General features: G+C 43.0%; 4 protein-coding genes and 2 pseudogenes. 1 reads left to right on the top strand and 5 read right to left on the bottom strand.

What is annotated here, in order from left to right; translation table 11 throughout:
* Positions 1 to 343: 343 nt before the first annotated feature.
* The gene (locus IM496_RS07150) at positions 344 to 544 is read left to right on the top strand and encodes a hypothetical protein (RefSeq protein WP_002798182.1); all 201 of its coding nucleotides are present in this window, start codon (positions 344 to 346) and stop codon (positions 542 to 544) included.
* Between the two features lie 282 nt (positions 545 to 826).
* Here IM496_RS07150 and IM496_RS07140 read toward each other — a convergent pair.
* The 5 genes and pseudogenes from IM496_RS07140 to IM496_RS07120 form a co-directional block, all read right to left on the bottom strand.
* Positions 827 to 928: pseudogene (locus IM496_RS07140) on the bottom strand (transposase); the annotation flags it as partial.
* Between the two features lie 692 nt (positions 929 to 1,620).
* The gene (locus IM496_RS07135; protein WP_287661621.1) at positions 1,621 to 2,919 is read right to left on the bottom strand and encodes a 3-isopropylmalate dehydratase large subunit; all 1,299 of its coding nucleotides are present in this window, start codon (positions 2,917 to 2,919) and stop codon (positions 1,621 to 1,623) included.
* A 132-nt stretch (positions 2,920 to 3,051) separates the two neighbouring features.
* A pseudogene (locus tag IM496_RS07130) lies at positions 3,052 to 3,204 on the bottom strand (3-isopropylmalate dehydratase); the annotation flags it as partial.
* A gap of 159 nt (positions 3,205 to 3,363) precedes the next feature.
* Positions 3,364 to 4,428, bottom strand: a complete 1,065-nt coding sequence (locus IM496_RS07125) for an isocitrate/isopropylmalate dehydrogenase family protein (protein ID WP_194013913.1) — start codon at positions 4,426 to 4,428, stop codon at positions 3,364 to 3,366.
* Positions 4,412 to 5,590, bottom strand: a complete 1,179-nt coding sequence (locus IM496_RS07120) for a hydroxymethylglutaryl-CoA lyase-like TIM-barrel protein (protein WP_287661620.1) — start codon at positions 5,588 to 5,590, stop codon at positions 4,412 to 4,414. The genes IM496_RS07125 and IM496_RS07120 overlap by 17 nt, the downstream gene beginning before the upstream one ends.
* Positions 5,591 to 6,066 lie beyond the last annotated feature (476 nt).

The following is a 6,066-nucleotide window of genomic DNA, read 5'->3' as shown; positions in this document are numbered from 1 at the left end:
CTTTTTCAGGCTTTAATTGTTAATTTTGTGCGGTTGATTAAGGATTTTTACTTACTTATTTAAACCCCAAAAAAACTGGATTTACATCCAGTTTTTCGGGTTCCTTGTTTTTTGGTTCATGAATAATGCAGGCTAGGGTTTGCTGAAAAAGTTTTTCCTAGGGGTAGGGTGTGGGGTGTGGGCTTCGGCCGTGAGCTCAGCCGAACGGGTGTGGGGTGTGGGATTTTACCGATTTTCAGGTGGTTAATTACCTCATTTTCGATGGTAATTAATTTTGCTTGGGTACTGAAAAAAGTTGGGTTAGAATATAAAAACCAAATCTAGTCAGAAAAAGAGAGTTTTTATGGAAAAACAGGTAAATTGTGCTGTAGATTGCCTAAATGGTTGTATTTTAGGCGATAAATGTCCCAATCAAGCCCATGCCGCCGAAGCAGCCAAATTTATTGCCGAAACTTCCTTGGAAAAGATGCTAGAAATGGCAGAAGCCGCTAGACTGAAAAAACTGACGCAACCGACCCAATGGATTATTCCTGATGATTTCTAGGGTTTAATAAGGGAATGGGGGAACGGGTAAGAAAGTCGCTGTACCTGATTACTCCCAACAGCTTACTTTCAAATAACCAGAAATAAGTGGTGCTGAACCTGATAAGTGTTTCTACATCTACAATATTGATGCGGTTCGCGGCAAAAAGTGACTGAATTTGTCTGAAGATCCCGCACCAGATTTAGTCCTAGAAATTGATGTCACTAGCAGTTCTCAAAATCGCCTCCAGGTTTATGCAGATTTAGGTGTTAGGCTCTTCTGGTTTTCGTGTGTTAATTTTTGTTATGAATTAAAGCAAGCAAACAGCTTAAGTCGAAGATGTTCAAAATTGGTAAATCCATAACTTATTCTTTTAATAAGCTTTATTTTGGTATTCATTCCCTGACAGGGGGACAAGCAAGCTGAAAAGCTTATGTAGCATGGAATACAGATACAGACTCCCAAAAAAGATAAGTCATACTAAATCCGGTTATTAAAAACTGATTATTTATTCCCCCTTGCCTTTTGCCGTTCGGCTGAGCTCACGGCCGAAGCCTCTTGCATGAGTGCCTCTCCTCATAACTAGCCTGTACTCAACGGATTTAGTATCATATCGCTCTTCTGGGACTCTGGGGGAGATAGAATTAAGATATATAGCCTGAAATCAAGAGGTGGTATATGGTTAAGCCACGCCCAGCCCAACCAACGGTTAAATTCATTGATGACTACTGCGAAAACTATAGAGACTTAACCTTGCGTCTTCACCGGCCCGCGTCCTGTAGGGGCGAAGCATTCGGGCAATAACCTATCGGTGAAACTGTAGATTTTCTATCCGAATGCTTCGCCCGTACTTTTTCAGCATACCCTAAATAATCTACGATTATTTGTTCAACCTTTATGTTATTTCAATCTCTTAAAACCTCGGTTAGTCGTTGTTTTTAGTCCTCAAATAATTCGCTTTTTCTGTCGGTTATTTTCCCTGCTTAATAAATTAATAAATTCTCTTTTAGAGAAGGTTTTTCCACGCAATTCCTATTTCTCTTCTGCCTAGAGTTCCAGAAGAGCGATAGTCATAGGTAACAATCAACAGAAAAGTATTAATCAAGATTGGCAGTAATTTTTCCCTTGACAGCCGAAATTGCGACGGTTCTGGGGGAAGCCAAATAGTTTTTAGCGGTAGGGTCGCCACTGCGTCCTTTAAAATTACGATTGGTGGCATAGATTCCCGTTTCTTCCTTGTCTAACACTCCCTTTCCTGAATTAATACAAGCTCCACAACCAGATTTTAGTATTTGCGCTCCAGATTCCTCAAAAATGGCAAGATAGCCCAATTCTTCAGCTTTTTGACGTACTTCCATCGAAGCTGGCACCACGAATAAATCTACCCCCTGGGCAACCTGACGATCTTTTAAGACCGCCGCCGCTTGAGCGAGATCGTAGAGTTTTCCGCCGGTACAAGAGCCGATGAAAGCTTTGGTGATAGGAACCTCTTCTAATTGAGTAATGTTAACTACCTGATCTGGTTTAGGGGGACGGGCAACCTGGGGTTCCAAATGGCTCAGATCAAATTGATAAATAGCCGCATACTCGGCATCGGGGTCAGCGATGCCAAAGGCACGCTTCGCGCACGCGTCTTCAAACCCGATTGGTGTGCGACTGGTAACATAATCGTTTGTCACTTCATCCGCCGCAATTAACCCACACATGGCACCACATTCAATGGCCATATTAGCCAAGGTCAGGCGTTCATCTAAGGGCAATTGTTCAATGATAGAGCCGCGAAATTCCATGACTTTGCTGGTGGCTCCCCCACAGCCCAATTTGCCCAGAATAAATAAGATAATATCCTTGGCACTAATCTGAGGAGGAAGGGTTCCCGATAACTCAAACACCAAAGTGGGTGGGACTCGTATCCACATATCCCCCATTGCAAAAATATTGGCCATATCTGTGGTTCCCACCCCTGTGGAAAAGGCTCCTAAAGCTCCATAGGTACAGGTATGGGAGTCCGTTCCTGCAATGATCATTCCGGGGCGAATAAATCCCTGTTCTGGGAGCAACACATGACAGATACCAGCCGCTTCCCCTGGAGACACGACATCAAACAGATGACAGCCTTGAGCTTGGGCAAATTTGACCATCTGCTCATACATAACCGGGGCTTTGTTATCAAGGCGAATGTCATTAATTTGGATAAAGTGATCAGCGACTAATACCACCCGTTGCGGATCCCATAATTGGGCGGTTTTTCCATAATTGTCATAAAATACCTTCGCGACCGAACTAGCCACCGCGTCATGGGATAAAGCCAGATCAATCTTGGCAAACACCCCTTCCCCTGGTTTGACATAATCATTGCCCGAAGCTTTTGCTAACATCTTTTCTACCCTGGTCATGGGACGGGCAGGGGTGATACTGGGCGGAATTTTAACCTTGCCTTGACGACGCTTTTGATTAAAGGCCATTAAGCCGCCCTCGTTGGCGATCGCTTCTACCACAGGGTTGCGTTCCGTTTCCCCAATAATTTCCAAGGGTAGTCCAATATTAATACTATTACGATAGAAAATTTCGGCGAACGATCGCGCTTTAACCTTTTTAATTCCAGCCGCTTTGAGGGCAATGGGGGCAATTTCCCGACTTGAGCCACAGCCAAAATTATCCCCTGCTTCGATCTCATCATACTTGAGTAGTTCTCCCACGCCAATGATGTGTTCTAAAGCATATTGTTTTAAGTGGTCTGGATCATCGTTCGTCCCTCTTTTAGCGGGAATAATATCGTCAGTATTAATATCATTTCCCAGGTAGAGGATTTTGTTAGCATCAGTCATGGATTAAACTCCTCATTCAGTAGGTTGTTCAAGGGAAATTTCTTCAAGAAATAGGTCAACGAGGGTAGCCGTATTGACCAAAGTTTCGTGGTTTTGAGGGAACAAATCGGCAGTGCGGTATCCTTTGCCTAAAAGTCGCTCCTGGGCATTAAGAATCCGTTGGGCTGCCTTGATTTCTCCCCATTGTTGTAGCATCAAAACACAACCCGCTAGAGTACCCAAAGGGTTGGCAATGCCCTTGCCAGCAATATCTGGGGCAGTTCCATGAATGGCTTCATACATCCCCAAACCCTGGTCATTGAGACTGGCTGATCCCAATAATCCAATGGAACCCACCAACGCTCCACCAATATCACTGAGAATGTCCCCAAACATATTCCCTGCCAAAATCACATCAAATTGTTGAGGATTGAGAACCAGTTGCATGGCTAAGTTATCAACGAGCATTGGGGACACCACCACATCAGAAAAATTGGTAGCTTCCTCTTGTACCAATCGAGTCCAAGGAATCTGAGGTAGGGCATTTTCTTTGTGGGCAACGGTCAGTAAACCTCGACGTTCCTGAGCTTTTTGGAGGGCTACCTTGGCAATACGACGAATTTCTCGATCGTAATAGCACATGGTGTGATAGCCGTAGGCCCCCTTTTCATCCGTACTCCGCCCCGCCGAGCCAAAATAGATGCCACTGACCAGTTCTCGAACGATTAAAATATCGAGATTTTGTACTTTCTCAGGTCGCAGACTGGATGTATGCAACAGACTTGGGCAACTGCGAATGGGTCGCAGATTAATAAAAAAGTCGAAGTGCCTCCGTAGTTCTAGAAGTCCCCCTTGACTCACTGCCCCAAAAACAATGCCATCAGACCCTTCACACTGTTGGCTAGTTTCTGGGGGAAAAGTACTACCTAATTTTTCTAAGGCCATGCCACCGAGCAAGCCATAGTCTATAGTTAAGGCAAATCCCTCAAGTTGGGCAACTTGGCGCAGAATGGTTAAGGACGCTTCGACGACTTCAGGCCCAATACCTTCTCCTGGGATGGCAACGATACGATAGGATGATTTATTCAAAGATGCCATTTTTCCATAACTCCACCACCTCCTCGGCGGTAAAATATCGTTCTTGTTCTACAGCTAAGGTTTTGATCACAGAGCGCATTTTCTCATATTGTTCCTTGGGTTGGGGATGATTGAGTTCTTTTTCAAATAGATAACGGAAATTGCTGGCACCACTCCATTTTCCAAAGAGAATTTCAATCGTGTTGTGGGGCAACACGGCATAACTTTTGGGATCTACTAACAACGAATTGACGTGAATGCCAGATTCATGGCGTTGTGCTTGTTGGGAGTAAGGAGCGGCGGGACGAATGCCTTTTTGTTCCATATAATCCAGAACTGGGGCGATCGCTTCATAGTTAATGCCTTCGACTTCAATGCCAAAGCGAATTTTTAAGCCGTTTAATACCTGCTCAATGGCAACATTTCCTGAACGCTCACCAATGCCGCCAAAGGTTCCCGAAACGATGGTCGCGCCTGCCATAACTGATTGTAAGGTATTTTCTAAAGCCAAGCCTAAATCATTATGGTAGTGTACTCCTAGATTGACCTCTGTAGTGCTTTGCAAGAGATCGTTAACCCAAATATAACTTTTTTCGGGAGTCAAAACCCCAACGGTATCAGAGAGGTAAAAGTCTTCAACATAAGGACTGAAGGTACGCAAGCACTCAACCAAAAAGTCAAAATCGGCCCTTGAGGCATCCTCGATCGCAAATTTTACCCTTAATCCTGCTTCCTGAGTTGCATAGCGTAAATGGTTAACAATTTCATCAATGGCATTTTGACGGATTCGGTTAATAATGTGATCTGGAATGTCATCATCAATGGTCTTGCCTTGAAACTCTTTCATCTGAGAGATTTCATGATCGCGTAGAAAAAGTAAGCGATCAGAAAGCCCTTTAAAAAGTACGATCTGACCAATATCACAGTCTTTAGCTATATCTATAAAATCCTTTTTGATCGGTGTGGCAGCAACAATTTGATGCTTTAATCCTTCTGCTACTAAGGTTTTGACTAATTTCGTTTCGTCATCACAAACACAAGGCATTATTTCGATCTCAGATACCCCTGTTTGAGAAATTAAATGGGCCAATTCCTGTTTCATTTTATGGGGAAAGAACAATCCAGCTTGTTGTTCCCCATCTCGTAAGGTCGTATCTGAAATTTTAATAGGAAGAGTTTCCATTTTTCCTCTAATTCATTAATTCATTAAAATTGCTGACTCATCTGGTTTTACAATGGTAAATAAAGCTAATACTGGATAAAAGCCTTTTACGTTAAGGATTCCATGATTAACAGCAGTTTTTTTGTATCGCCATGATACAATTTAAGCTAGTAAGCCAGAAGAGCCAAATTGCCACAAAGTCCCGCCGATAAATTGAATGACTTACAGTATTGATATTACTGCCAATGTGGAATGTTGACAATTGAGGTTGATAAGAATATACAGCACTTTGCTTAATTAAACCGTGCAGACAAAAAGCTAAAATCCTTACTCAGCAAGCTTTGTAAAAAAAACTGTACGTCGAGATACCGATAAGTGCCATATTTATCAGAGGCTCTTGTCACCCCGTCAAATACAGATTTTTTTAACTGATCGCCTTGTAATTTAGCGATCTTCTATGTTATTGTTTAAGACTAGGACTTCTAGCCACCGACTTC

Source organism: Microcystis sp. M049S2, from assembly GCF_020245625.1.
Lineage (GTDB): Bacteria > Cyanobacteriota > Cyanobacteriia > Cyanobacteriales > Microcystaceae > Microcystis > Microcystis ichthyoblabe_A.
The sequence above is the reverse complement of the archived record's forward strand: the minus strand, read 5'-3'. Positions and strand labels throughout refer to the sequence as shown.